Raw genomic sequence first — 25,735 nt, 5'->3', positions numbered from 1 at the left:
TAGCTCCGTATGCCGTCTCTCAAGGTTGTGTCGGCCAATTTCTCAGCCACCATAATCGTCGGAATGTTTGTGTTCGCCCGAGGGCAAAATGGCATGACGGAAGCGTCGGCGATCCTCAAACCCAAAATACCATGAACGCGTCCCGACGGATCGGTCACAGCGCCAGGATCCGCGGCTGCCCCCATCCTGCAGGTCGACGTCGGATGCCAACTTGGGATGACGTTCTGGCGAATATACCGATCCAGATGTTTCTCGTCGTTGACGAGATCGGAAATGCTATCCCCATCCGTTATGACGCGCCTAATCAGCCCACGGCGCAGCCGCGGCGACGCGTCCATGAGCAGCGCCAGAAATGACGTGAGTGCATAGTTTGGGCTTGTGACCTTGCTCACCAGCTTCGCTCGCGCATTCAACGCTGACGGAAACGGGTCCAGCGCCACAGAGGACAGCGAATCTTGCTGCAGCAGGCGGACTATGAAGCGAAAGCCCTGCTTGAGGCGCTCGGCGTCCCGATTGTCGCTCAACCAGTTGACATCGACCTCCGGCTATATTTTATGCGAACTCCCCTTGAGCGCCACAGTTCCCGTCGAGTAGCTGCGATTGACCCACACGGCGAGAGTGCCGAGGCGCCTCCCCAGCGGGTGCCAGGATGATTTGGCAACAGTCGATATTGCCATATCGGTCGACGGGCAGCCTTCGTAACCCGACGAGTAGCGGGCGTGCATCTGAATATATTCGCTCACGCCGGGTGACAAGCGATCGGCCGGCTTCAAATAGGCCGAAACGCAAATCGTGGGGTGTTCCTGAAGATTCTGGCCCACACCTTTCAAATCTGCAACGATAGGGATTCCGAATTGTACTAATTCCTTCGCGGGGCCGATCCCGGAGCGCATCAATATGGCGGGTGAATGGAGTGCTCCTGCGCACAGGATAACGCAAGAAGCGCTATACGATTGCACGCCCGATTTGTTCTCCGTCTCGACCCCCGTTACCGTTGTTCCCAAAAAGGTCAGCCGCGCAACTGTCGTTTCGGATAAAATCGTTAGATTGCGGCGAGAGCGGACGGTTTCGGGTAAGTACGCCATCGCGGAGGAGACCCGATGACCATTGCGGTTGGTCAATGGGACAACTGAATAGCCATCACCGAATGCACCATTGAAGTCTGGCCTGAAATGAAGCCCCAAAGCATCGTAAGCATCGGAGATTGCCCGGATGAAGCCCGACCAGTCTGATTGGCGCACACGTTTGATTGGCAAGGGGCCGTTCGTGCCATGAAATTCCCCGCCGAAATCCAAATCGCATTCTAGACGACGGAAGTAGGGCAGCACGTCTTCCCAACCCCAGCCCGTTGCACCGCTTGAGGCCCACTCATCGTAATCTCCGGGCCCGCCGCGGTTGGCGACTTGGGCATTGATGCTGGAGCCGCCACCCATGACGCGCGCCTGTTCGTAATGGACAGGCTTGCGGCCACCTCGCACCGTTGTCGCGTGGAGTGACTGACATCGATAACCGGGATTAAGGTAAGCACGCGTTGGGTCGCCATCCTGGATGTCGTCAGGAATGGCATTCGGCGGCGTATCAGGGCCAGCTTCAATGAGCAGCACGCGAGCGCCATAGGCGGAGAGCCTGCTCGCCATCACGCATCCAGAGGAGCCACCACCCACGACGATATAATCGAAAACCACGCAAACTCGCAAATGTCTGAGTCGGGCAAAAATCTAGCAGACGGCGAGCAAGCAAAAACGCGCAATTATCTTGCAGGACGCAGGAAATCAGCGCATTCTTAAGAGATTCGCATTATGGCGGCCTCCCAACGGGGCGGAACGTTTAAACATGACCTTGCCAGCAGTCCATCAGGGCTGAAGGCGATGCCGGAGCGTCGTGACTTAAGTGGACAAAGCGCATCGCGACTGAAGGGGACAAACCTATCGCGAGATACATCAGAATGCAGCCCGGTAGGTCCAGAAGTGCTTTTGCAGCATCGCGCTGACGAGGCCGTTGTAAGGAGCAGAATGATGCTTCGCCTTGCGCTCCATCGCCGCTTTAGCGGTACGAAAACTCCCGTCCCAATCATGGCCGGCGGGCAAGGCGGCTGACCCTTGCGCCAGTCATCGGTGAATCGGATCAACCAGTTGTTGAATGCGCGTAAGATTGCGCGTTCTATACATCGATTGGCACCGCCAAGGTTACCTTCGTGCGATCCATCACAATCATCGTGCTGTAATTTCTAACAGCCGGGCTATCAAAGAAGAAACGCCTCGAGAATGCGTCGTACTCTGCCAAGTCACGCACGGAGAGAAGGAGAACGAAATCGGCGTTACCGGTGACCGCATACGCGCTCATTACTTCAGGCGCCTTCTGTAGAGACTGCTTGAAGCGATCGATGACGTCGGAACGATAGCGCTCAATGTCGACCAAGACCAGCATCATCAGGGACCTGCCCACCGCCTCAGGCGACACGATTGCAACATCAGCCTCAATTACGCCAATTTGTCGCAACTGCTTCAATCGCCGCTGACAGGCCGTGGGCGATATACCGGCCAGTTGGCCCAATTCTTCCGTTGTTTGGCGATTGTTGCGCTGAACAGCGCTTAAGATTTTCAGATCTATCCGATCCAATTCCATGGTCATTCTCCGGAATAGCTGCAATTTGCGCAGAAAAACTGCGATATGCACTCGACTGTAGCCTCAACCCCGCGCAGACGGAAGCCCAAACGATCAGGCCAGGCATGGGACCAAAGTCGGCTATCGTCCTCGACGTCAGTTATAGCCATTGGCCGAAGAGTGCTGTCCACCATCGCCCAACTGACAATGGCAGCCGACGGTCAAAAGCCGAGGCCTTGCGCCCAGTTCGGCCGAGGAAACGTCTCGGAACTTAAACGCTAAGCCGACTGGACGATGATGATAGGGGGGACCTCTATTTCCGCGCTTCGGCTTCCATTCGTTGGCTCACGCTGCCAAGAGTCTCATCTGTGTATAGGGAATCGAGCGCTAGGTTCGCCTGCCCCGGTTGCTGCATCAAATGCAGCCGTCTTGAGGTGGTTGGGAAAAATCGTCACCGCAGCCACACAAACCGCCGGCCTTATGCAACCTGCCGGCAATTTCGCATAATTACTGCATCCCGCCGCTCAGAATTTGCGCAAGGCGCCCAATGTAGCGCGCTATTGTCTCACAACGGCACCTACACGCCACTTCATAAAGCAGAAGAGGCCTGGCTTTGCAGGCTTCAGATTGAGGAGTTCGCCTATGAGCAAGCAATTCGCACCTGAAATGGATGCAGGTCTCGCGGTTTTCAATCGCCTGGAGTCTGAGGTGCGCAGCTACGTCCGCGCCTTCCCCGCCCTATTCGATCGCGGAGTCGGGACCACTCTCATCGCTGCAGACGGTCGGGAATATCTCGACTTTTTCGCCGGTGCAGGCGTTTTGAATTATGGGCACAACAACCCCGTCATCAAGAAGGCGCTGCTGGATTATATCGAGCGCGACGGAATTGTGCATGGGCTGGACCTTGCCACGACGGCCAAGAAAGCCTTCATCGAAGCTTTCGAGCGATACATTCTCAAGCCTCGTGGTCTGACATACAAATTACAGTTTCCCGGCCCCACAGGTACGAACGCGGTCGAAGCGAGTCTAAAACTGGCTCGCCAGGTGACCGGGAGATCGAACATCGTCTCGTTTACCAACTCGTTCCATGGGGAAAGCGCTGGAGCATTGGCAGCGATGGGAAACAAGGAGCACCGGGCCGCTGCCGGGTTTCCCCTCGCCCATGTGACATCGTTGCCATACGAAGGCTACCTGGGGGCGTCAGTTGACACAATCGATTACTTCGAAAAGCTTCTCAATGACCCCAACAGTGGCCTCGACAAACCTGCCGCGGTGATCCTGGAAGGGATCCAAGGTGAAGGCGGCATCAATGCTGCGAGCGTTACTTGGCTGCAACGGCTGCGCGAGCTAACGTCGCGGCACGGAATCTTGATGATCCTCGATGACATCCAGGCCGGGGTCGGTCGCGCGGGCAGTTTCTTCAGTTTCGAAGCGGCTGCAATTGTGCCGGACATCGTTACCCTGTCCAAATCTTTGTCGGCGATCGGAACCCCAATGGCCCTTATTCTCATCAAGCCTGAACTTGATGTCTGGGCCCCGGGCGCACACACCGGGACCTTCAGAGGCAACAACTATGCTTTCGTCACTGCTCGTGCGGCCCTCGAAGCTTACTGGTCCGACTCCAAGTTCGAGGATGAGATCGCTCGCAAGTCTGCGATCTTGGTCCAAGAACTCAACGCGATTACCGAGGAATTCCCCACCCTCGGCCTGAGCGTGCGAGGCCGCGGTCTGATGTACGGACTCGTTTCACCGAAGCACCACTCCTTGCCAGGTCTGGTCTCCCAGGAGGCTTTTCGTCGGGGCTTGGTGATCGAGATCGCCGGCTCATACGGTGAGGTGCTTAAGTTCATGACTGCCCTCACCATCGCCGAGGCTGACCTTCGGCGTGGTCTGTCCATCATTCGCGACAGCATTGGCGCAGTAGCGACTACCCTCGACGGTGGAGGCGCGGCTCGCTAGCCGACAAAGCACCGGGCCACTAGCAGGTCCAAAATCGGGCCGCTCGCAGTCACGGAACGGGAAGGCCGTTCCGTGGCATGTGGCAGTGGGCGAACTCGGAGCGGCTGAACGGCAGACTAGGGCTTTCACTGCCGGACCGATACCACGGTTGCCGTTCTTCCTGCGGCGCCGACCACTGTCGCTGCGCCAATTCGAAGAAAATCGAGCGATAAGAAAGAGGACTGGATGGCCAGCAACGACGTAGTCAAAAATTATATCGATGGCGAGTGGCGGGATTCTGTGTCCGGCACACGCATCGAGGTCGATGACCCGGCGAGCGCCGAAACGATTGCTGTCGTAGCTGAAGCAGGACCCCAAGACATCGAGCTTGCCGTTACTGCTGCTCACCGCGTTTTTCGCGACCGCGTGCTGATAGACATGCATCCGTATGATCGCGGTCGCATGTTGTTTCGCGTTGCCGACGCCCTTGAAGCGCGTTTCGACGAGATCGCAGCCATTAACTGCGCGGAGACGGGGAAGGCATTGGAACTTGCCGATGGCGAGGTTCAGACCGCCATCAGATACCTGCGATACTATGGTGGCTTGGCCGACAAACTTGAAGGGCGCTCGATCCCGCGCGGGGCCAACCTGGTCAACTACACAGTCAGAAGTCCCTTCGGCGTGTCCGCCCAGATCGTTCCGTGGAATGGTCCACTTGAACTGACGGCCCGCTCGCTGGCCTGCGCCATCGCAACCGGCAACTCAGTCGTGGTGAAGTCGCCGGAACTAGCTCCCCTTTCCGGAGTTGAACTTGCGCGTGCCTGTGAGACAGCGGGGCTGCCTGCCGGAGCGGTCAACGTGCTCACTGGATACGGCCAAACGGCAGGCCAGGCGCTGATCGAACATCCCGACGTTCGCCACATCGTCTTCACGGGCTCGATTACTACTGGGCGGACGGTGCTCAAGACGGCAGCGGATCGGATCGTGCCCTGCATAATGGAACTGGGCGGAAAGTCGGCTGCAGTTGTGTATTCCGATGCCGACCTCGACTGCGTTGTGGAAGCGGTACGCGTCGGGACCTTTCTGAATGCAGGCCAGAATTGCAACAACCTTACACGTCTTATTGTGGAACGTTCTATTGCAGACAAACTGGTGGAAAGAGTGAGGGTCTGCGTCGAAGGACTGTCGGTCGGTCCAGGACGCGAAAACTGCGACATCACCCCGTTGATCTCCCGAAACCAACGACAAGGAGTTGAGCGGGCCTGCCAGACGGCCCTCTCGCAGGGCGCGCGACTCGTAACCGGCGGGACTGCGCTTTCGGAGCGGAGCGGTTACTTTATGGCGGACAAGGTGTTTGCCGATGTCGCGCGAGACAGCAATCTCTTCCAGCAAGAAGTATTCGGTCCTGTTCTTGCCGTTACCACGTTCGATAATCCGGGAATGGCCGTCAATCTCGCGAACGACACCGTTCACGGTCTGGCAGCGGGCGTGTTCACGCGGGATATTGACCGGGCCCTCTGGACCGCCGACCGCCTTTGGGCCGGTCAAGTGTACGTGAATGGGTGGTATGTGGGCGGGGTGGAAACACCGTTCGGTGGGATAAACCAGTCCGGCTACGGCAGGGAGAAGGGTCAGGAAGCGCTGGACGGCTACGTTCAGACGAGAAACGTTGGTATCCGCCTCTCGCAGCCACCATCTGGAAATTGAACGCTTGCTGATCCCTACCGACGGCGCGGCTGTCGGGCGATGCAGGATTCAATGACCTCGACCAAATCGAAATAAGCCCGGCGAGAGAATCCGTATCGGAGGTCATCGAGAACAACTCTAATCATAGGATTTTTGGCTGCGGACGGGCTTTACCCACCACGGACATGTAGGAGCGCATTGCCTAGCCCGCTGCGTGGGTCGCATGGGTCAGGAGAGGATCACAGTGCTTCAGAGACAATTGAGATTCGCAGAGCTGCCGCCGAAGATTTCGACAAGTTGGCAATGTTGAACCGCGAGTTGATCGAGGCCGAGAAGCATCGAAACCCCGATGACGGTTTCAGAACTCAAGGAGCGGTTTATTCAGTTGGTGAATCGCGAAATTTGGATGGTCGACCTCTTCAGCCAGAACGGCGAGATTGTGGGCCTCGCCACTCATCGTTTGGAGCCAGACAATGCGGAGCCGAGTGGGCAACGCGTCTTTTTGAGGCAATTCTACGTCAGCTGCCAACACCGACGTTCGGAGATTGGCTGCAGGACCCTTGAGCTGCTTATTCGGTCTCGTTTCCACAACAAATCAAGGATTTTCCTCGACGTGCTGGAGACCAATCCTGGCCGCAAGACCTTCTGGTCTCACACCGGTTTTGTCGCCTACAGCACGCTCATGGAGCGTCTCGTTGAAAAAGCGGACACCAAATAACCTGCGGTGCTGGGAATTAATTTGGGGATCGGATTGTCTGGCATTTGCGTGCGTCGCGCAAAAACACGAGAATAGAATCGAGCCGGTCGTAACCGAATGGGGCTCACTTGTCCCCGGCCTGCAGGCTAGCCGCTTCGACTTCATCACGGCCGGCATGTGGATCAAGCCGGAGCGCTGCCGCAACGTGCTGTTCAGCGAACCGATCGCTACGGAGAGAGGCGCACTGCTGGTGCCTAAGGGCAACCCGGAAGGGCTGCATTCTTATGAGGATGTGCGTGACAAGGGACTCACCTTCGTCAGTGATACAGGCTACACCGCGGTCCAGGACGCGAAAAAGTCAGGCATCGCCGACGACAAAATCATGCAGGTCGCCGGACCGCCGGCGGACAGGCTGTCGCGCCGCCGCCGGTGCCCTCGACTACTTTACAGCGACTGGACTTGTTAAGAAGGACCACAGCCTTGAGCTGGCCGATTCGTTCATCGCGCCAGCCAACTATCCTGCTATCGCCTTCGAGCTCAACGAGCAGGCTGCGGTCGACGCGTTCAATGCCGTATGCAGGACTATGTTGGCTCTGGCGAAATGATGGCAGTATTCGGCAAATACGGCTACGGCAAAGACAACCTGCGGACGGCAGCAAGACCGCTGACCTCTGCAGAGGCTGAAGGCAATGTGCCTTAACACGTCCCCGGTCATGGCGGGGACGTGTTCAGTGGGCAAGCGTCTGTGATGCGATTTCAGGTCCACCGTGGCGGTGCTCACAAGACGCGCCTCATTGCCTGAAACAAACACATCTACACTTCATCGGGTGCGCACATGTGAGCGTCGCGGCCCACAATACGACGGCCAATATGCGGGCTGGCTCACCTGCCACATCAGGCAACTGCGCAAGCAAATCCCCTGACGTGTGCCGGAACGAGAAGCAGGAGAATACTGTGGAAATCAGAGTTGTACGCCCGGGCGACCTTTCTCAATTGCGCAAGATTTGTGACGAACACATCGACTTGGAAGGGGTGACAATAGCGGACCAGGACCTGAGTCCTTATTGGAACTCGGCGTTTTTTGGAACACCTGCCCAGTTGTTCGGTTGGGTTTGTGATGAAGGAGGGTGTGTGCTGACAGTTCTGCAAATTCGCTGAGAGAGGGCGGTCATGGCAGGCTGGTGATTGTTCACGTCACCGATTCCCGCGAAGGAACGCCACCATGACCAAGATTGAAAGTAAGACCGGCAGCGCTGCCATCAAAGACATTCTGCTTTCGGACCCGGACGGACTTCACGAAGTGATCCGTGCGGTGATGCAGGAGGTACTCGAGGCCGAGATGGACGAGGCGCTGGGGGCTTCGAAGAGCGAGCGCACACCTGAGCGGCTCGGCTACCGCTCGGGTTATTACGGCCGCACCCTTGTCACGCGGGTCGGCAAGCTTGAGCTGCGGGTTCCGCAGGACCGGGCCGGCCGCTTCTCGACCGAGCTTCTCGAGCGTTACCAGCGTTCGGAGCGGGCCTTGGTGGCGACGCTTGCGGAGATGTATGTGCAGGGCGTGTCGACCCGCAAGGTCAAGGCGATCACGGAAGAGCTGTGCGGCCATGCGTTCTCGGCCTCGTCGATCTCGGCCATCAACAAGCGGCTGGACGAGAGCCTCGCTGCCTTTGCCAGGCGCCCCCTTCAAGAGCCGTTTCCTTACCTCATCCTCGATGCGCGCTAAGAGAAGGTGCGTGAGGCCGGCGTCGTCATGAGCCAGGCGGTGCTGATCGCTGTCGGCATCGACTGGGACGGCCGGCGCCAGATCCTGGCCGTCGAGATGGCCAATCGCGAAAGCCGCTCGGCCTGGAGGGATTTCCTCGTCGCGCTGAAGGCGCGCAGCCCCAAGGGCGTCGAGCTGGTTGTCTCCGCCAATCATGCCGGCCTGGTCGCGGCGATCGGCGAGGTGATCCCCGAAGCCGCCTGGCAGCGCTGCTACGTCCACTTCCTCAGGAACGCGCTCGATCACCTGCCGAGAAAGCACGGCGCCGACTGCCTGCAGGACTTGCGCTGGCTCTAATGACCGGCGCGATCTCGCCGAGGCCAAGGCCGATCTCGCCGCATGGCTGTCCAAATGGTCGGGCCGCTATCCGCGACTGACGAGTTGGGTGGAGGAGACCATCGAGCGCACGCTGACCTTCTTTTGCCTGCCGCGCCAGCATCACAAGCATCTCAAGAGCACCAACATGCTTGAACGGCACAATGAGGAAATCCGCCGGCGCACCAATGTCATGCGCATCTTCCCCAATGAAAGCTGCCTGCGCCTCGTCAGGGCGCTGGCTGCGAGACCAACGAGAACTGGATGGAGGCCAACCGCTACATCAACATGGACGATCTGCGCGAGCACAAGAAGCTCGCTCTACGCCAAGCCGCATGACCAGCATCGTGGCCGCCCCATTTTGCAGAACTTGACGCACACAACCTGAAGGAGGTAAGCGTCATGACAACTCTTAGAGGATACATGACCGCGTCGATCCGGCTTTTCCTTGTTGGTCAGGGGCGATCCTCGGGTACGCCTCCGGCGAGGGCCGCCTTGCGCGATCATGGCACGGTAGCGAGGCTGGGCTCTTAAGGTCGTCCTTAGGAGCGTAAGCCCCGCGACCATCCCATCGCTGAAAACAAACCCTTGATCAGCGGGCGCCCGACGGACCGCCTCTGTCGTCGTGGCGCTCCCATGAAGAACCTGGCCCATAGTGCATCCTTTGATTCGGAAGATAAGGATGCCCCATCAAAACCTGAGATCAAACATTTAGGCAGGCCTCGACTGGGACAAGTAAAACGGCCGCATTCGAGGCATGAGGCTGCACGCGTCTAAGATCCGAACAGCCAATACCCGAGCGTCCTCGACATCCCCGCCGCCAGAAGTCAACGATGCCCAGATCGGCCGCACGACCACCAGCAGAAGGGCGCCACCTCAACCCGTCCTACACTCAACATTTTGTCGCGTCCGCGACGTGCCTTCTTGATCCGATCCGTGGTCTGCTCACCTAAATAGCTGAAAGAGATCACGCATTTCTGTTTCCGGCCTGATTAGCCAGTTTGGCACGAGGTTTGCAACTTTGTGTGCGATCCAGTTGAACGGGCCGATTGGCACAGTCACCTGAAATCACAACTAATTAAAGGAACGGAACATGTCGGAACTGTATCGGATGGCATTACCAATGGGGGACAGCCGGCCGGCAATGCCTCCGCCCACCACAACCAGCCTTCGCCTGACTGTCTCGTGCTGGCCACGCCAGAGTAATCAATTTTGTCCTAAGAACCACAATACGACAAATCGCAGAACGTCCATCCATCCATCCTGAAACCAAGACACAGCAATCGCTTGTCGACGCAGTGTCCCACCGCCGAGAGGAAATGTAGATGAGAAAATTTGTTGCCGCCAAGCTTCATGGAATAACTGTGACCGACGCGAATTTGAACTACCGGGGCTCAATAACTTTGGATCCAGATCACTGCGACGAAGCCGGCATCCTTCCAATGGAATTCGTTGAAATCTGGAATAAATCATCGGGCGCTCGAATCAGCACTTACGTGATTTATGGAGAGCGGGGTTCTCGTTGCTGCGTGCTGAACGGAGCCGCTGCTCGCACCTGTCAGGTCGGGGACGAAATAATCGTTTGCTCCTCCGCATACATCGAGGAGCATCAGATGGTGGAGATCAAGCCGCGAGTGCTGACTTTCCACCGGGATAATTCTATCTGCGACCACATGTTCTACGAGGGTGCAATAGACGACGATGGAAGGATAACGTTCTCGATTCGCGAGGGCTCTCCCGGCGATAACGCGCTAAAACTCACTCCCTAGTAGGGCCTTTCGGTGACAGCTCGTGGCGCCGGGTCCCGGTCAAGGGCGTACTCGTCCCCAGTACTCTGGTACGCGATACAGTGCATTATCCCACTCGGCCACTATTCGGTCAGTTGCCATCAAGCCCAATCGGTTCTGCCCAGATCTGGGAAGACGATTTTGCTGCGCCAAAGGCAACTTCAGCTTCAGCCAGCGGCTGCGGGTAGAGGCGACCAATTTCACGGAATGTTTGGCCTTGGATCGTTGTCTTTAAGTCTGAGGTCCACGATGGCAAAACGACCTATCGACAAAAACGCAGAGTGGAGAACAGCCAATGTCAAGGAAAGCTCTCATCCTGGTTGAAGGCCATGCAAGAGGTAATGGAATACGATACATCCACGCGGCCCGGCGTCTTGGCTTTCATCCAATTACACTATCAGTTGATCCAACACAGTACGAGTATCTTGCGGCGGAAAGAAGCGAGGCAATCCGTGTCGATACAACCAATCTTGATACCTTGATTCGCGAATGTTCCAGGCTGCGTGAGACCAATGACATCGCTGGTATCACGGGCTTCTCGGGCATCGACGAGTCGGTCTATGCAACCGTTGGCAAACTATGTCGGCATTTCGACTTACCGGGACCCAACCCCGAATTGATTGAACGATGCTGTGACAAATTCTCTCAGCGCCAGCTACTTGCGGAAGCCGGAGTTCCGATACCCGCTTATCGCATGGCGCTGAATGTGGCAGAAGTAGAAAGCGCTGTCGCGGAGATCGGCTTTCCCGTAATTGTTAAGCCGGCAATCGGCAGCGGTAGCATCGGTGTCCGATTGTGCCGCAACGCCGATGAGTTAGCTGACCACACGACCTATCTGTTGGGTGGGAAGCACATCTGGCCGTCTTCGCCGAGGATATTGGTTGAGGAATTCGCGCGCGGCCCTTTTTATAGCGTGGAGATAATGGGCAATGAGGTTATTGGGATTGTCGCCGTTGATTTCGGCCCCCCACCGCATTTCGTCTTCCGTGAAACGACCTTCCCGGCCCCGCTTGCGGAAGACGATCATGACCGTATCGTTGATGTTTCGCTGAGGTGCTTGCAAGCTCTTGGCCTTAATTGGGGGCCAACGAACATCGAGCTCCGGTTGACTAATCATGGCCCGGTTGTAATCGAAGTGAATCCGCGTCTTGCTGGTGCGCTTGAGCCTGAACTGGTCCAACTGGCGAGCGGTGTCGATCTGGTCACCGAGCACATCAAGCTTGTCGTCGGCGAGGAATGGGATTTGCGCAGAAGGCATTTGCAGACCGCAGCCGCGCGGTTCCTAGTTGCTGATTGCGACGGCACCCTCGATTGGATCGATGGCGGCAGTCAGGCGATCGCGGTACCAGGTGTCGCTGAAATCAAATTGTATGTTGAACCCAACGCGCCGATCTTCAGGAAAGGCGATTTTCGAGACTGGATAGGACATGTCGTCGCCGTTTCACCCAGCCTTGCTCAGACCGAAGCGATACTCCAACGAGCTGTCGACTTAATCGCTTGGTCTATCACACCGCCGTCGGGCGAACAGGAGCGATCTGCAGCCCCACGACTCCCCCCCAACTGAGAGGTGATCCGTCGCCAGCATAAGAACTCTTACCCGCAATAGCTCGCCTTGTTGTCAAAAGCATAGCTGGAGTTCAAACTTATGAATATATCCAAGGGACCCCAGGCATTCCCTAGAAGTGAATACCTTCGCCGGCTCGGCTCGGTGAAGTTCGAAATGGGTCGGTGCGATATCGACGCGCTCGTCGTTTCCGACCAACATAACATTACCTATCTCACGGGGTACACCGCGCTATCAGCCTATGTTCCTCAGGCCGTTGTGGTTTCGATACGAGAAGAGGAACCGACGTTCATTCTGCGCCGCTGTGATGCGCCGGCAGCCATTCATCAATGTTTTATGGAGCGCGACAAAATCGTCGCATACCCCGAAGCGTATATTGGAAATCCTGACAAGGATGGCTATGACGCGGTAGTCGATTACTTGGAGGACGTCGGCCTCGCGAGTCGAGGCATAGGAATCGAGCTATGCTGCCTTCCATCGCAATCGGCGAAAAAGTTTAGGATGCGCCTGCCTGGTGCCACGATCGTCGATGCTACTAAGGCGGTCACTTGGAAAAGGCTCATCAAGTCAGATCTCGAGATAGCTGTAATGCGGGAGGCGGCGGCAATCTCAGACGCCGCGATTCGACGCGCTGCTGAGGTAATACGCCCCGGGGTGCGTGAAGCAGACGCGTGCGCGGAAATTGTGGCAACGTTGGTGCGCGGCGCAAACGGTAAGCCAGGAAGCGGGATCGAGGGAATAAGTTTGTGTTCATCACCGCGAACGGGAACGTGCCACATTCCGTGGAGCGAGGACGTTTTTCGCTATGGATCGCAGGTGAATCTCGAAATCGGCGGTGCGCGATATGGTTACTGTGCTGGGCTTATGCGCACTTACACGATCGGCTCACCCTCCGATCGTCTACGTCGCGTGCATGAGATCCAAGTCGCCGGCCTTGAGGTCGCTCTTGATGCGATACGGCCAGGAGCGACTTGCAGCGATGTTGCCAACGCCTTCAATCGCAGCATCGAGAAGCGGGGCCTCAAAAAGGAGACGCGTTGCGGCTATGCACACGGCATTGGTTGGTTGGAGCCGACCGCAAGCCTTAAGGATGGCGATATGACAGAGTTGCTACCAAACATGACCTTTCACCTGATGTTAGGTAATTGGATCGAGGAGGATTTTGGATACGTCATCAGCGAAACGTTCCGTGTCACAGACTCCGGCGTCGAGGTACTGACCACTGCTCCCCGGAAGATTTTTGAGATCTAAATTAGAATATGGCTTGTCATAACGACAGCGCGGACGTCCGGAATAGATCTTGCCGGTCGACGAGATGTCGCCTACCTTGTTGAAGTGCGGACGGCGAGCGGCGGTCGGCATGCGGGGCCGATCCGTGTCGAGGCGAAGCCGAACGCACGCTGGTCGCTGTACGACCAGTTCTCCTGCGGCCGATCAACTCGTCGACGACGTGACGCGCGAATGCCTTACGCGATTCCGGACACAGATCTCTGGTCGCCGCGTTGCTCGCGAACTGACGACCTGATCGCCCAGCGCGGCAAGCCCGGCATGATCGTCGCAGACCACCGCACGGAGTTTACCTCGAACACGGTCCTTGCCTGATCAATGGATCATCGCGCCGAAAATACATTCCGCTGCAAGCCCATGTGCGCAACATAAATGGCTGCACCTCTAGTCTACTCGCCACTGTTTAAAAGACTGGGGCAGGTCAATGCGCTTTCGTTACGACCTCAGAGCAAGTCTACAGGTCATAGTAGTAGGTAAGGTATGGACTCAATTTACCGATCTTGTCATAGAGCGCCCGCGCATGATAATTTGATCTGTCCGTATTCCAATAGATTCTCAGCCAGCCTTGGTCGCGACCGTAGGAGGCCAGATTCGTGAGCATGGCTTGGCCAATCCCCTGGCGCCGCGAAGACTCGTCGACATAGAGATCTGCGAGAAAACAGACCGGACGATCGCTAAGAGTATACGGGTGAATGACAAAGGTAGCAAAACCTATGGTAACGCCAGTTGCTGAGACCGCGATCAGCGCGTTAATCGGTTCGTCTGGGCGCTCGATGCGCCGCCAGATCCTATCTGTCGCCTGTTCTGATGAATTGAGACCTTGGTCGGCGCAATATGCGTACCAAAGGGACCGCCATGCATCGCGGTCGGCAGTGCCTGCGAGACGAATCTCCATGAGGGGCGGGCTCCGGCTGAGAATGGGCTCCAGGGCGCGAGGTGTTCGGCCTGAAAGGTTGACGGCTTGCGATAACTGCCACCGGCCCGCAAGACGTGCAGCACGCGACCGCCGGGTGTTATAAGATCTTTCCGCCTGTGACGGCGTCGTGGTCGCGCTGGAACTGGTTCCCGGGAGCTCGGTTCGCGATACGTCAAGCGCGAGTTGGGCGAGCGTTATCATGGGATCAAGTTCCCTCAGGTTTTCCCGCAGCACGTTTGCGACAGCGGTGCAGATCTAGTGCGATCTTTCCCTGCGACCACACGATGCAAACAATCTGACACCATAGGTGCATTCATCCCGAAGCGGGCTTCCGACCGCCGCGCTACACGCGCGACGGCGGGACAATCTAGCGGATGCGAGAGTTCTTCCAGCTTACCACGGAGATCTGCACCGCGTCGGCGCCATAATTGCGCATGCTTTAGAAAAGCAGACAATCATTGCAGTTCGCGCGCGCGTCCGGCGCCATTCCCAGTCACCCATATTGACTCAACGTTGCGCAGCATCATTTCTACAACACTAACTTGCTGCCCTTGTCGCGAAGTCAGGCGAGCGTCGATCTCGGGATAAATAAAGAAGGGCAGCGAAATTCGATCAGTCGGACCACTATGCACGACCTGGTGGGGCGTACTCTTGAAGCGGCCGTCGCTCAAGACCTGAAGGAGGTCGCCCAGATTGACTACGAGACTATCGGGCAGGCTCGGCACCGGCATCCATCGACCGCGGAACCACACCTGCAAGGAACGCAGGGGGAGTTCCTCTTGCAGCAGCAGCGTGAAGAAGCCATGATCCGTGTGCTTTGCGCAAGTGCCGCCGCGAGCTGGATACCGTATCACGCGTTGCCCAAGCGTCGGCGTGCTGAAATGGCGTTGGAACCATGCCTCTTCCATACCTATCAGGTCCGCCAGCGCATCCCCGATCTGGGGGACAATCCCGGCGAGCACGGTAGCCTGCAAAGCAAGCAGGTTTCTTGCGAAGCCAGGAGCCAAGGCTTCATCCGGAAGGCGCGTGCGGCCGGAGAACGGACGCCGGTCGCCTTCGTTCTCAATTCCGAGGTCGAATACCTCCTTTGGATCGAAGCCGGCCTCAGGATGTAGCATTTCGCCGTGTAAAGGACTGTATCCACGGGCGGCAGTGGGGTACACGTCCTGAAAGGCGTGCCCGTAGCGTTCCTTAACCGACTGTGGCAATGCGAAGAATCGCCGGGAAGCCTCAATGGCTTGCGCGATCTGTTCCCCGGGGATGCCGTGCTCGACAAGGTAGAAGAACCCGTATTCCTGGCATGCCATTTGCAGGCGCTGGCGCTCGTCACGTCGCGTTGCATCGTCTCTCAATTTCGAAAGTGAAATTTTCGGCAGCGTGGTCATAGTCAATCCCCTTTTTGGGCGCTTAAGTTGATTAGTGTTTGCCGCGGCTCTCAAAGTCGACAGTTCCTTGGATGTGGGCAACGCGCCGTCTCTTCCAATAATAACGAAAGTCGACATGATGTCCCATTCTAAGGCTAAGCCGATGGCTGGGCGGTGATTCCGTCTTAGCAATTGATCTCTAGCGCTTCCTGGTGAAGATAACAACGATTTGTATGTTAATATAGTTGTATATATTGTTACATCCGTCGCGGTTAGTTTAACATTATCACGGCCAAGATACTAAGAGCGATTTACAATTCTGAATTGCTTTATGACTTCCAGGCTCAATCCAGACCAGCGCCGACCTCCGGGTTTCATGGCAGGATCGGCCATCTCGAAGAGCTCTATGACGCGAGGTATCGCCAGCTACCTGAGCTCGTCCATCACACACGCCGTCCCGGACGATGGCCGAATGGCAGAAACCGACCGCTCGAAATTTTCCTATCCCATAGTCTTTTTCGACGCTATCCGGGTCGAGCGGTCAAGCTCAGGGACGAAGACTTCGTTCGCAAAAAAGCCATCTACATCGGGTTCGGCGTTCTGCCTGGCGGCACCAAGGAGCACATGAGCTGAGGAAGCGCTTGTCGACGTTATCCGCCGTCTCGACGAGACGACTAGCCGAGCAGCAAAGCAGGCAGCGATTTAGCTCCGTCTGCCGTCTCTCAAGGTTGTGTCGGCCAATTTCTCAGCCACCATAATCGTCGGAATGTTTGTGTTCGCCCGAGGGCAAAATGGCATGACGGAAGCGTCGGCGATCCTCAAACCCAAAATACCATGAACGCGTCCCGACGGATCGGTCACAGCGCCAGGATCCGCGGCTGCCCCCATCCTGCAGGTCGACGTCGGATGCCAACTTGGGATGACGTTCTGGCGAATATACCGATCCAGATGTTTCTCGTCGTTGACGAGATCGGAAATGCTATCCCCATCCGTTATGACGCGCCTAATCAGCCCACGGCGCAGCCGCGGCGACGCGTCCATGAGCAGCGCCAGAAATGACGTGAGTGCATAGTTTGTGCTTGTGACCTTGCTCACCAGCTTCGCTCGCGCATTCAACGCTGACGGAAACGGGTCCAGCGCCACAGAGGACAGCGAATCTTGCTGCAGCAGGCGGACTATGAAGCGAAAGCCCTGCTTGAGGCGCTCGGCGTCCCGCTTGTCGCTCAACCAGTTGAAATCGACCTCCGGCTCTATTTTATGCGAACTACCCTTGAGCGCCACAGTTCCCGTCGAGTAGCTGCGATTGACCCACACGGCGAGAGTGCCGAGGCGCCTCCCCAGCGGGTGCCAGGATGATTTGGCAACAGTCGATATTGCCATATCGGTCGACGGGCAGCCTTCGTAACCCGACGAGTAGCGGGCGTGCATCTGAATATATTCGCTCACGCCGGGTGACAAGCGATCGGCCGGCTTCAAATAGGCCGAAACGCAAATCGTGGGGTGTTCCTGAAGATTCTGGCCCACACCTTTCAAATCTGCAACGATAGGGATTCCGAATTGTACTAATTCCTTCGCGGGGCCGATCCCGGAGCGCATCAATATGGCGGGTGAATGGAGTGCTCCTGCGCACAGGATAACGCAAGAAGCGCTATACGATTGCACGCCCGATTTGTTCTCCGTCTCGACCCCCGTTACCGTTGTTCCCAAAAAGGTCAGCCGCGCAACTGTCGTTTCGGATAAAATCGTTAGATTGCGGCGAGAGCGGACGGTTTCGGGTAAGTACGCCATCGCGGAGGAGACCCGATGACCATTGCGGTTGGTCAATGGGACAACTGAATAGCCATAACCGAATGCACCATTGAAGTCTGGCCTGAAATGAAGCCCCAAAGCATCGTAAGCATCGGAGATTGCCCGGATGAAGCCCGACCAGTCTGATTGGCGCACACGTTTGATTGGCAAGGGGCCGTTCGTGCCATGAAATTCCCCGCCGAAATCCAAATCGCATTCTAGACGACGGAAGTAGGGCAGCACGTCTTCCCAACCCCAGCCCGTTGCACCGCTTGAGGCCCACTCATCGTAATCTCCGGGCCCGCCGCGGTTGGCGACTTGGGCATTGATGCTGGAGCCGCCACCCATGACGCGCGCCTGTTCGTAATGGACAGGCTTGCGGCCACCTCGCACCGTTGTCGCGTGGAGTGACTGCCATCGATAACCGGGATTAAGGTAAGCACGCGTTGGGTCGCCATCCTGGATGTCGTCAGGAATGGCATTCGGCGGCGTATCAGGGCCAGCTTCAATGAGCAGCACGCGAGCGCCATAGGCGGAGAGCCTGCTCGCCATCACGCATCCAGAGGAGCCACCACCCACGACGATATAATCGAAAACCACGCAACTCCCCATCAAGGTACCAAGTGTGATGGGCTTCTTCAGCAAAGCGCTCCTCCTACCGCCTGAGATATGGTCACTTACGGCGCGGCAGCTCCACATCATGCCGTCTGTAACGGAGCGATTTGATCGCCAAATCGGTCGAGGGCATGCCCGAAGCGAGACCGAGCGACCCATCTGAACTATCTCTGAACCGACAAGCTCTCAATTCCAGGGCACATGCATCTCCGGACACGCCGGTGCGTCGGTGTGAATGATTGCAAGTTCGTAGGGCGAGAGCAGCGCTCGCCTACGGTTTCTTGCATCACCGTCTTCCGAGAAACAATGATACTAACAAGAGATAACGACGACTTTTTCGATTTTTACAGCAGTCAAGACTGTCACTTCAAAATATCGCATAACTACGTTATTGTAGACCCGGTCTCTTACATAGCGAAGGCCTACTTTCGGTGCTTTCCGAAGCGAACGCGTGTTCGTTGGGCGAATGAATGAAGTGACCTTCTCGAGCGTTAGGTTCTCGAAAGCAAACTGGATCGCTGCCCTGCCGGCCTCTGCGGCGATCCCCTTACCGGAAGACGCAAGGTGGAGGCACGATACGGTTTCCACATTAGTGGGATCTTCGGGCAGATACGGGCCACTGTACATCAATCCACAGTAGCCTGCGAATTTTCCGACTTGGCCTTCGCCTTTTACGAACACCATCCATAAGCCGAAACCATTGCTCTGCCAATGATGGATGAACTGTTGTAGTTTAGCTTTCGATTGCTCTCGGGTCGGATAGACTCCATCCCACATGGCATTTACCACAAATGGATCGCTATGAAGCTCATGTAGAAGAAGCTCGTCGCTATGCGACGGTGGCCTTAGGATTAGGCGCGGCGTTTCTAGAATGTACATGAGAAGCTCCCTTCTAGCCATAAGTTAGAGCCGCACTTACCTCCAACGCGGCCATGATCTCCTAGCATGAGCGTCAAGGCCGCAGTGCTTGATTGAAGGCGTTCGACGAGGTTTATGCTTAAGGTAGCGAGGTCTACACAAATCAAGCTTTGGGCGCCTAACCGTGTCAGTGTTGACGGCACCTGGAAAGCCGGCCCGAAGGCGATAAAAAAATTAGGCGCCTCCTTTCAGAATGGAAGCAGGCGACGCGCTGGTGAGCGGGCGCCTGATACGCGCAACATGCTGCGGCGGCGTTTACGCAAGGGGTTGCTTACCCCAAGGGGGGGGTATGGTATTGGCCCAAAACCGGCTAACTACATTGTTCATTTAAAATACGCGCCTCCTTCAAGCTTAACCTGCACTGGTCACTTTGCGAATGCCCGCCAGTGGGTTCTTCAGCGTGCCGACGGTGTGCAGGTATTCTCCCGGATCACCGAAGTCCACCATTTGCTGGTTTTTTTGTATCTGCAGTCGATTCATACATCGTCGCAGAAATTCTGGAGCGAATAGGTCATGCTGCCTGTATTTTTCGTCATATTCCGGATGTTTCGTCTGGTAGCCAAGGATGGACTCGCTTACGAGCTGCCAGAAGTGTGTCGACGGAAAATCAAGATGTTCTTCGAGTGTTACAGCCAAGTAACGAAAGAAGCAGTCGAAAACGTCGGTGAAAATGAAGTCGTGCTTCATGTCGCGATTTACTTGAATGCAGATCCTCTTAATCTCCTCCGGCACGTTGAGATCTCCGCCTAGAATACGAAGCTCCTCGCCAATGTCTTTCATGATAACTCGCGTCGGAGCGTGATCTTTCATAACTAGAATTATATTTTCTCCATGTGCCATAAACGCTAGATCGTAAGCATAAAAGCAGTGGAGAAGCGGCGCCAGATAAGATTCAAAATAGCGGCGTAGCCAAGCGGCGGCGTCTAACCCCGAGGCATTGATGAGGGCTGTCACGAGTGCTTCACCATTGTAATCGACATGAAGCAGCGACGCCATTGTCATCAGACGTTCCCCTTCTTTCAACTGCCGAAGGGGGCTTTCCCTCCACAGCGCAGAAAGCATCTGCTTGTAAGGGGAGTCCTTCTTGAGGGCGGTGTTGAAACAACGATTGCGATAGCCAATCGTCGCGACCTCGCGAAGGATGCTGAAGCCGTTGGCGGCTAAATAGGAGTCACTGTCGAGCAAATTCTTCAACCATTCGTTGATGGCGGGCGTCGCCAGCATGTGTGTCGGTGACAAGCCGCGCATAAACCCCATGTTAAGTATCGACAGCGCCGTTTTCACGTACCGTTTATGCGGATCGCTTATATTGAAAAGTGTGCGGATCGATTGCTGGGCATGATATATGTCCTTCCCCTGGCCTAGGCAGACAATGTGCCGGTTGGCGATATCCGCCGCGAAGATAGTTGAGAGCCGATTGAACCATTGCCAAGGATGCGCTGGCATATAGATGTAATCGGTCGAGTTTAGTCCCTTTTGACGCAACGCTGCGTCGAACTGTTCCAGCGCCTGTCGACCGAGTTCCTCGTGCATGAGAAGGTCGTAGTCGAGCGTTGAAATGGACTTAAACGTTGCCATTTCTTTATGGACGGCCAGCCATATGAGTCTTATCGAACTGCCCACCTCCGGCGCATAGCGACTATAGTCGAGCGCGTCAAAGCCAATGCGACCGTTATTCGCGATAAAGGTCGGGTGGCCCTCCGTCATGCCAGCCTCAACGATCTGGTAATCGGCAAAAGCCAGTTCTGCGGCGGATATCTCTGTTTTGGCCTGCTTGTACGCGCTGCCATACAGCGTGCTGCTGATCTCCTGCAGGTAAACCGGCATCATCTCTTCCTTTATGCCAAGATGGCGGCTGAACTCAATAACAAAATCAAGCGCATCCAGGGGGGCCGGCCTGCCCTCAATCCTTTTCTCCAGAGAGCCGGCGTCCACTTGCCAGTGATCTAGCAGGAGGCGCCGAGCCTGGAACCAATACTCCAACCCAGGGGTCTCGCTTTCCAGCACATACTTCCCCCAGTCGCCTTCCATTCGCTGGAGTCGAGGAGCAATTAGCAACTCGTGTGCAAATTCGCTGATTGCTTTACGGATAAGGAGCCGGTTGGCCTTTGCCCATAAATGCGGTTTCAAATGCTGCGTTACGCGTTCGGCTAGGCTTATCTCATCGTCTCGGGCTGTCATATCACTCACGATCTCAACTCCTTCAGAACGTAACGGTGTAAGGTTCGCGAACGCGCCTTACACTCGTCTCGCCAAACTTCGACGTCGCACAAAATCCGTTCTATTTTTCATCAGAAAGGATAAGAAATACCGGACCTCTTATACAAGTTAATTTCTAATGTGTTGTGTACCGTTCGTCTTCGCTCGTGATAAACCAGCAATATTACCATCTTACTTATATAATATATTAGAATACCGGTTTCACCGGCCCTGGACGTCGTCCTTCATCTTGCAACGAGCAAGAAGTGTGTATTGATTTGCACATGCCGTACTGTCGTTCGATCACGTCAAGCGGTCGGTGTCCATTGTTTGAGCTCTCCGAGTGTCCATTTTTGCTGTCCGTCTCCATACAATCGCATACGTCTAAAGCGGAATTTCCTTTGCTTGATAAGCCCAGACTGGGTAGGGGGGACTGAGTGAATGCCTACTCCGCTGAAATGCTGTCCTGCACCGCGCCAATGCTGTCGCGTACGATCGACAGACCACGGCGCAGTTCAGCCTCGGTTATGGTAAGGGCTGTCATGAACTTGAGCACCTCACCATACGAGCCAGCGATCTCGATCACCAAGCCGCGACGAAAAGCTTCCCGGGAAATGAGCCCCGGCAATGAGTGGTGCTTTGGTGATACGAGTCCATACATCAAGCCGCGGCCTCGGACATTCAGAGCAAGGCTGGGGAAGTCGTCTGCGATCGACTTGAGTTCTTGAGCCAAGATGGCTGATTTGCGAGCAATCTCATCTTCAAACTTGGAGTCGGACCAGTAAGTCTCAAGGGCCGCACGAGCAGTGACGAAAGCATAGTTGTTGCCCCTGAACGTGCCGGTGTGCGCACCCGGCGTCCAGACATCAAGTTCAGGCTTCATGAGGACAAGGGCCATAGGCGTTCCAATTGCAGACAACGACTTTGACAGGGTAACGATGTCCGGCACGATCTCAGCCGCCTCGAAACTGAAGAATTTCCCTGTGCGACCGACACCAGCCTGAATATCATCGAGGATCATCAGGATCTCGTGCCGAGAGGTCAGATCACGCAGCCGTTGCAGCCATTCAACGGTAGCAGCATTGACACCGCCTTCGCCCTGCACTGCTTCTAGGATCACCGCAGCGGGTTTGCCGAGACCACTGCTAGGATCATCGAGAAGCTTCTCGAAATACTCGATCGTGTCTGAAGCGCCGAGATAGCCCTCGTACGGCAACGATGTCACGTGCGCGAGGGGAAAGCCGACAGCATCTCGGAACTTCGTGTTTCCGGTTGCCGCCAACGCCCCAGCGCTGACTCCGTGAAACGAGTTCGTAAACGAAACGATGTTTGACCTGCCGGTCACTTGGCGAGCTAGCTTCAGAGCCGCCTCGACCGCGTTCGTACCTGTGGGGCCAGTAAATTGCAATTTATAAGACAGACCGCGGGGCTTCAAAATAAACTGCTCAAAAGCTTCGATGAAGGCCTTCTTGGCGGTCGTAGCAAGGTCGAGCCCGTGCACAATTCCGTCGCGCGCAATGTAGTCCAACAACGCCCGCGTGAAGGCTGGGTTGTTGTGCCCGTAATTCAAGGCTCCCGCGCCTCCCAAGAAGTCGATGTATTCCCGACCGTCTGTAGCTATGAGGGCAGTGCCGACGCCTCGATCGAACAGAACTGGGAACGCACGGACGTAGCTCCGCACCTCAGACTCAAGACGATCAAAGATCGCGAGGCTTACATCGTTTGTAGGAGTAAACTGCTTCTTCATAGGGCGAGTCCTGAATTGTAGCCTGCAAAGGCATCAGCCCAAACTGTCTGGCGAAGGCCATTTCAATCGGTTCGAGGTTCGGCTTGTATGACGGCAGCATGAGCAGTCACACGCCTGGCCACGCCAACTCACGGCCCAAGCCAGTCGATCGCTGCGAGGTCCAACGTCACGTCCACCAGAGAACAAGATCAGGCCGCGCAAATCCGAAAAAGCAATTCAGCACTAGGCGACGCTTTCCGTCGCCTAATTGACCGGTAACCCCGTGAACGAAGCCGCCATCGATTAGGGCGATATCCCCGGTTTTGAGCTCGAACTCGCGGCAAGGGACGGCTTCCAGATAGGCTGCCGAATAGGGATATCCAGTGGTCTCCACACCTTGCGATATCCGGTCCGCAACCGTCGGCTTGTGGCTCCAGAGCTTCAGATTGCCGCCTTCCTCAGGCATGCTGGGATAGAGGTTGAGCGCTGCGACCGTATTGTGCGCCACCGCAGAAAGCTCGTAATCATCGCCAGCACGTAAGACTTGAGCGACGTCGTCGTGGGGATCCAAGGAAAATGTGCCTGTGCCCGACCAACTGAGGCCGCGACAAACATTGGCCTGGCCGTGTTCGGAACGGGCTAGCCGCAATTCGATTCCCTGGTTGTGAAGCTCTCGCTTCAACGCCCTGAATACTGCTCGAACCGGGTCAACCAAATTCTTAAAAAGGGCATCGACGTACGGCCGCGCGTTTTCGGCGTCTGCGAAATAGGTGGCTGCATCCTTCCTGTAGTGAGATGCGCCGACATATTGTCCGGGCACACCATCTTTACGCTCTCTGAGACCAGAGCTTCCAATAAAGTTCGTAGTGATCTCCTCGGCTACTTCGGTGCTGAAAGCTTGCTTGATGTGCAGAGCGGTGAGCTCACCTTTCAGGACCGAGATGATCTCCGCCGTGTTGATCGACCCGGTCCGTTCTTTGATCGAAACCGGCGAGATGGCTGGCACTTGAGATATCTGACTAGGCATTGTCTTGCTCCTGTAGTGCGTGTTCAAGGATGGTGATGCCACGATCGAGTTCGGCATCGGTGATGGTTATCGGTGGGAGGACTTTGATAACGTCGCGATTTGGCCCCGAGGATTCGATAAGAAGGCCATTTTCGAATGCGACATCGTGCACGCGGCCGACAACTGCCGGTGAACGGCATTTCAGGCCGGCCATCAGACCGCGGCCGCGCTTCTGTTCGATGTATCTTGGAAATTTCGCAACCAGGCGATCGAGGTGCGTTTGCAGCCTGACGGCTGTCCGCTCGACACCTGCAGTAAATTTCCTATCCGACCACATCTTGCACATGGCTCCTGCCGTCACGAAGGCGAAATTGTTGCCTCTGAAGGTCCCGCTATGTTCTCCGGGCTTCCATATGTCCAAGTCGGGTCGAATCAGAACGATGGACAACGGACTACCTGAACCGCTTAGGGACTTGGAAAGACACACAATATCCGGTTCGATTTTCGCGGACTCGAATGAGAAGAAATCGCCAGTTCGGCCCGCACCCGCCTGAATATCGTCGACGATAAAAACAATGCCGTGCGTACGGCAAATGCGCTGAATTTCCGTGAGCCAAGCTGCGGATGCGGCGTTCATGCCGCCTTCGGCCTGGATGGTCTCCAGAATGATTGCGGCAGGCTTTTCTATGCCGCTCCCCGGGTCGCTCAAAACGCTGTCGATGTAACTGGCGGAATCGAAAGCTTGGCTCGGATAGCCGTCATAGGGAACACGGATCACATCGTGGCGAGCGACGCCTCCCAGTTCCCTGGTTGAGGCCGAGCCCGACACCGCTAGAGAGCCGAGCGACATGCCGTGGAACGCATTCGTAAAGGCCATGACGCTCGAGCGGCCGGTGTATTTTCGCGCCAGCGCCAGCGCCGCTTCGTTGGCGTTCGTGCCGGTCGGCCCGGGAAACTGAATCTTGTACGAAAGGCCTCTGGGTTTCAGGATCCAATCGACGAACCCTTCAATGAAGTCACGCTTTGCCGCCGTATGCATATCAAGCGACAGAAGAATGTTCTCACCGACGAGATATTCAATCGCTGGCGCCATAATATCCGGATTGTTGTGCCCGTAGTTGAGTGCGCCGGAACCCACCAGGAAATCGATAAAGGGCTTACCCGTCTCGTCCCAGATCGTCGCCCCAAGGGCCTTCGTAAAGACGGTGGGGAACGCCCGGCAATAACGACGAACGTTAGATTCATGAGCCGTGAAAGCGTCGGTGTCCATATCAAGTCCTCTGCACATAGTCTTTCAAAGAAGAGAGCTGTTTAATGGCTAGTGGTTTGCGGCAGATGTTCGTCGCTTAACGTTGAAGCAGAATGCCGGAGGCAGCTTTGTTTGGTCTGGGTTTGGTCTGGTGATGCCGGCATCCTCATCAAATATTGTTGGGTTGCGTTGCCCTCCATTCGGATGCTTTCGAATGTGCTGCAACAGGATGGCTTCTAAAGCTTCCGCGAAAGCATCGCTACTATGGCATCAGGTAGTTGACGTACCCACCCTTCGCTGCCCATAGCGCTCCG

At 56.1% G+C, this 25,735-nt stretch carries 19 protein-coding genes and 3 pseudogenes; 10 read left to right on the top strand and 12 right to left on the bottom strand.

The window, feature by feature from the left end; all coding sequences use genetic code 11:
* From EOA22_RS38520 to EOA22_RS00370, 4 genes are all read right to left on the bottom strand, one after another.
* Nucleotides 1-524 (bottom strand): GMC oxidoreductase (locus EOA22_RS38520; RefSeq protein WP_245478573.1); only part of this gene is annotated, 524 nt, incomplete at its 3' end.
* Between the two features lie 21 nt (nt 525-545).
* Complete coding sequence (locus tag EOA22_RS00375; RefSeq protein ID WP_245478572.1) at nt 546-1,685, bottom strand: GMC family oxidoreductase; 1,140 nt, start codon at nt 1,683-1,685, stop codon at nt 546-548.
* Nucleotides 1,686-1,940: 255 nt separating this feature from the next.
* Nucleotides 1,941-2,087: a hypothetical protein gene (locus EOA22_RS38010; RefSeq protein WP_164754282.1), complete on the bottom strand. Its 147-nt coding sequence runs from the start codon at nt 2,085-2,087 to the stop codon at nt 1,941-1,943.
* 73 nt (nt 2,088-2,160) lie between these two features.
* A complete protein-coding gene (locus EOA22_RS00370) occupies nt 2,161-2,625 on the bottom strand; it encodes an Lrp/AsnC family transcriptional regulator (RefSeq protein WP_063169349.1) in 465 nt (154 codons plus the stop codon).
* A 621-nt stretch (nt 2,626-3,246) separates the two neighbouring features.
* On the opposite strand from EOA22_RS00370, the gene ectB (EOA22_RS00365) reads away from it, so the two are divergent.
* The 9 genes and pseudogenes from ectB (EOA22_RS00365) to EOA22_RS00325 all read left to right on the top strand — a co-directional run.
* Nucleotides 3,247-4,563, top strand: a complete 1,317-nt coding sequence (ectB, locus tag EOA22_RS00365; protein WP_063169350.1) for a diaminobutyrate--2-oxoglutarate transaminase — start codon at nt 3,247-3,249, stop codon at nt 4,561-4,563.
* 225 nt (nt 4,564-4,788) lie between these two features.
* Complete coding sequence (locus EOA22_RS00360) at nt 4,789-6,249, top strand: aldehyde dehydrogenase family protein (RefSeq protein WP_127389812.1); 1,461 nt, start codon at nt 4,789-4,791, stop codon at nt 6,247-6,249.
* 328 nt (nt 6,250-6,577) lie between these two features.
* Complete coding sequence (locus EOA22_RS00355; protein ID WP_063169352.1) at nt 6,578-6,946, top strand: GNAT family N-acetyltransferase; 369 nt, start codon at nt 6,578-6,580, stop codon at nt 6,944-6,946.
* The gene (locus EOA22_RS38515; protein ID WP_224571101.1) at nt 6,924-7,391 is read left to right on the top strand and encodes a transporter substrate-binding domain-containing protein; all 468 of its coding nucleotides are present in this window, start codon (nt 6,924-6,926) and stop codon (nt 7,389-7,391) included. Before EOA22_RS00355 ends, EOA22_RS38515 begins: the two co-directional genes overlap by 23 nt.
* 756 nt (nt 7,392-8,147) lie before the next feature.
* A pseudogene (locus tag EOA22_RS00345) lies at nt 8,148-9,341 on the top strand (IS256 family transposase).
* Between the two features lie 986 nt (nt 9,342-10,327).
* A complete protein-coding gene (gene panD / locus EOA22_RS00340) occupies nt 10,328-10,771 on the top strand; it encodes an aspartate 1-decarboxylase (protein WP_063169354.1) in 444 nt (147 codons plus the stop codon).
* Nucleotides 10,772-11,084: 313 nt separating this feature from the next.
* On the top strand, nt 11,085-12,353 hold the full coding sequence (locus tag EOA22_RS00335) for an acetyl-CoA carboxylase biotin carboxylase subunit family protein (protein ID WP_082826583.1): 1,269 nt from the start codon (nt 11,085-11,087) through the stop codon (nt 12,351-12,353).
* Nucleotides 12,354-12,434: 81 nt separating this feature from the next.
* Nucleotides 12,435-13,604: a Xaa-Pro peptidase family protein gene (locus EOA22_RS00330; protein WP_063169356.1), complete on the top strand. Its 1,170-nt coding sequence runs from the start codon at nt 12,435-12,437 to the stop codon at nt 13,602-13,604.
* A 117-nt stretch (nt 13,605-13,721) separates the two neighbouring features.
* Nucleotides 13,722-13,952, top strand: a pseudogene (locus EOA22_RS00325) (IS3 family transposase); the annotation flags it as partial.
* A gap of 142 nt (nt 13,953-14,094) precedes the next feature.
* Here the strand turns inward: EOA22_RS00325 and EOA22_RS00320 are convergent.
* The gene (locus EOA22_RS00320; RefSeq protein WP_158515807.1) at nt 14,095-14,535 is read right to left on the bottom strand and encodes a GNAT family N-acetyltransferase; all 441 of its coding nucleotides are present in this window, start codon (nt 14,533-14,535) and stop codon (nt 14,095-14,097) included.
* A gap of 476 nt (nt 14,536-15,011) precedes the next feature.
* Nucleotides 15,012-15,941 (bottom strand): 2-oxoglutarate and iron-dependent oxygenase domain-containing protein, encoded by a 930-nt coding sequence (locus EOA22_RS00315; protein ID WP_063170383.1) that lies wholly within the window; start codon nt 15,939-15,941, stop codon nt 15,012-15,014.
* A 456-nt stretch (nt 15,942-16,397) separates the two neighbouring features.
* Here EOA22_RS00315 and EOA22_RS38510 point away from each other — a divergent pair.
* A pseudogene (locus EOA22_RS38510) lies at nt 16,398-16,541 on the top strand (transposase); the annotation flags it as partial.
* An 81-nt stretch (nt 16,542-16,622) separates the two neighbouring features.
* Here the strand turns inward: EOA22_RS38510 and EOA22_RS00310 are convergent.
* The 6 genes from EOA22_RS00310 to ectB (EOA22_RS00285) all read right to left on the bottom strand — a co-directional run bounded on the left by EOA22_RS00310 (nt 16,623) and on the right by ectB (EOA22_RS00285) (nt 25,442).
* Complete coding sequence (locus EOA22_RS00310; RefSeq protein ID WP_245478571.1) at nt 16,623-18,353, bottom strand: GMC family oxidoreductase N-terminal domain-containing protein; 1,731 nt, start codon at nt 18,351-18,353, stop codon at nt 16,623-16,625.
* 282 nt (nt 18,354-18,635) lie between these two features.
* On the bottom strand, nt 18,636-19,202 hold the full coding sequence (locus EOA22_RS00305; RefSeq protein ID WP_158515808.1) for a GNAT family N-acetyltransferase: 567 nt from the start codon (nt 19,200-19,202) through the stop codon (nt 18,636-18,638).
* A gap of 390 nt (nt 19,203-19,592) precedes the next feature.
* Nucleotides 19,593-21,422: an IucA/IucC family siderophore biosynthesis protein gene (locus tag EOA22_RS00300; RefSeq protein WP_063169359.1), complete on the bottom strand. Its 1,830-nt coding sequence runs from the start codon at nt 21,420-21,422 to the stop codon at nt 19,593-19,595.
* A gap of 463 nt (nt 21,423-21,885) precedes the next feature.
* Nucleotides 21,886-23,187, bottom strand: coding sequence for a diaminobutyrate--2-oxoglutarate transaminase (ectB, locus tag EOA22_RS00295; RefSeq protein ID WP_063169360.1), 1,302 nt, complete (start codon nt 23,185-23,187; stop codon nt 21,886-21,888).
* 166 nt (nt 23,188-23,353) lie between these two features.
* Nucleotides 23,354-24,193 carry a hypothetical protein gene (locus EOA22_RS00290; RefSeq protein WP_063169361.1) on the bottom strand — a complete coding sequence of 280 codons (840 nt, stop codon included), beginning with the start codon at nt 24,191-24,193 and terminating at the stop codon, nt 23,354-23,356.
* Complete coding sequence (ectB, locus tag EOA22_RS00285) at nt 24,186-25,442, bottom strand: diaminobutyrate--2-oxoglutarate transaminase (RefSeq protein WP_063169362.1); 1,257 nt, start codon at nt 25,440-25,442, stop codon at nt 24,186-24,188. Before ectB (EOA22_RS00285) ends, EOA22_RS00290 begins: the two co-directional genes overlap by 8 nt.
* Between the last annotated feature and the right edge of the window lie 293 nt (nt 25,443-25,735).

The organism is Mesorhizobium sp. M7A.F.Ca.US.014.04.1.1 (genome assembly GCF_003998745.1).
GTDB lineage: Bacteria > Pseudomonadota > Alphaproteobacteria > Rhizobiales > Rhizobiaceae > Mesorhizobium > Mesorhizobium ciceri.
Note: the sequence above shows the minus strand (reverse complement) of the source record. Positions and strands in the feature narration are given on the sequence as shown.

Coding starts and splice junctions, on each gene's coding strand:
- EOA22_RS00370 (WP_063169349.1), bottom strand. CDS start 2,625: ATGGAATTGGATCGGATAGATCTGAAAATCTTAAGCGCTGTTCAGCGC.
- ectB (WP_063169350.1), top strand. CDS start 3,247: ATGAGCAAGCAATTCGCACCTGAAATGGATGCAGGTCTCGCGGTTTTC.
- EOA22_RS00360 (WP_127389812.1), top strand. CDS start 4,789: ATGGCCAGCAACGACGTAGTCAAAAATTATATCGATGGCGAGTGGCGG.
- EOA22_RS00355 (WP_063169352.1), top strand. CDS start 6,578: ATGACGGTTTCAGAACTCAAGGAGCGGTTTATTCAGTTGGTGAATCGC.
- panD (WP_063169354.1), top strand. CDS start 10,328: ATGAGAAAATTTGTTGCCGCCAAGCTTCATGGAATAACTGTGACCGAC.
- EOA22_RS00335 (WP_082826583.1), top strand. CDS start 11,085: ATGTCAAGGAAAGCTCTCATCCTGGTTGAAGGCCATGCAAGAGGTAAT.
- EOA22_RS00330 (WP_063169356.1), top strand. CDS start 12,435: ATGAATATATCCAAGGGACCCCAGGCATTCCCTAGAAGTGAATACCTT.
- EOA22_RS00320 (WP_158515807.1), bottom strand. CDS start 14,535: ATGGAGATTCGTCTCGCAGGCACTGCCGACCGCGATGCATGGCGGTCC.
- EOA22_RS00315 (WP_063170383.1), bottom strand. CDS start 15,941: ATGACCACGCTGCCGAAAATTTCACTTTCGAAATTGAGAGACGATGCA.
- EOA22_RS00305 (WP_158515808.1), bottom strand. CDS start 19,202: ATGTACATTCTAGAAACGCCGCGCCTAATCCTAAGGCCACCGTCGCAT.
- EOA22_RS00300 (WP_063169359.1), bottom strand. CDS start 21,422: ATGACAGCCCGAGACGATGAGATAAGCCTAGCCGAACGCGTAACGCAG.
- ectB (WP_063169360.1), bottom strand. CDS start 23,187: ATGAAGAAGCAGTTTACTCCTACAAACGATGTAAGCCTCGCGATCTTT.
- EOA22_RS00290 (WP_063169361.1), bottom strand. CDS start 24,193: ATGCCTAGTCAGATATCTCAAGTGCCAGCCATCTCGCCGGTTTCGATC.
- ectB (WP_063169362.1), bottom strand. CDS start 25,442: ATGGACACCGACGCTTTCACGGCTCATGAATCTAACGTTCGTCGTTAT.